The following is a 652-nucleotide window of genomic DNA, read 5'->3' on the forward strand; positions in this document are numbered from 1 at the left end:
GGCGGGCGGTGGCCGGGGTGGCGCCCGGTCTGCCGCAGCTGCGGGCCTTGCTGTGTGAAGCGCTCGGGCTGCAGTCGGGGGCGTTGCCGCACCGGGCCGGGCCGGCCAGCCAGGCTCTGATGCGGGCACTGGCTGAGCCTGGTGTGCTGGTTCTCGATGACGCCCAGCGGCTGACGCCGCCGCTGCTGGATTACCTGCGGCAGTTGTGGGATGCGCCGGGCTGCACGGCGGCGCTGGTGTTGTGCGGCGCGGGAAGCGAGCGCGCTCTGGCCCGTGCTTCGGCGTTGCGCTCGCGCGTGCTGATCTGGCACCAGGTCGGCCGGCTTGAGCTGTCTCAAGTAGCGCAGACGCTGACCCTGTTCCATCCCGTGTGGGCGCAGGCGGACCCGGACGACCTTGCGCGGGTGGACGAGCAGATGGCGCGCGGCAATTTCCGCACGTGGGCGAAGATCACGTCGCATGTCTACGCGGCCCGCGAGCGCGACCCCGCAAGTCGTGTGGACCGGGAGCTGATCGAGCAGGCATGTGCGCGTCTTGGCCCCTACCTGTGACGGTCCGGCTGCTCGAAAGGCGCGTGTACGGGACCTTCACCTTGTTCCAGCCGAGGTGAACGAAGGCGTGCTCATGGAAGCGGACGAGAAGGAAGGGGCAT

1 protein-coding gene is annotated in these 652 nt (G+C 69.9%); it reads left to right on the forward strand.

Going from position 1 to position 652, the window contains the following annotated elements:
* A partial coding sequence (locus tag KUM32_RS27960) for an ATP-binding protein (RefSeq protein WP_217144753.1) occupies window positions 1-551 on the forward strand: 551 nt, incomplete at its 5' end.
* Window positions 552-652: the final 101 nt, after the last annotated feature.

The organism is Streptomyces sp. AC627_RSS907 (genome assembly GCF_019049165.1).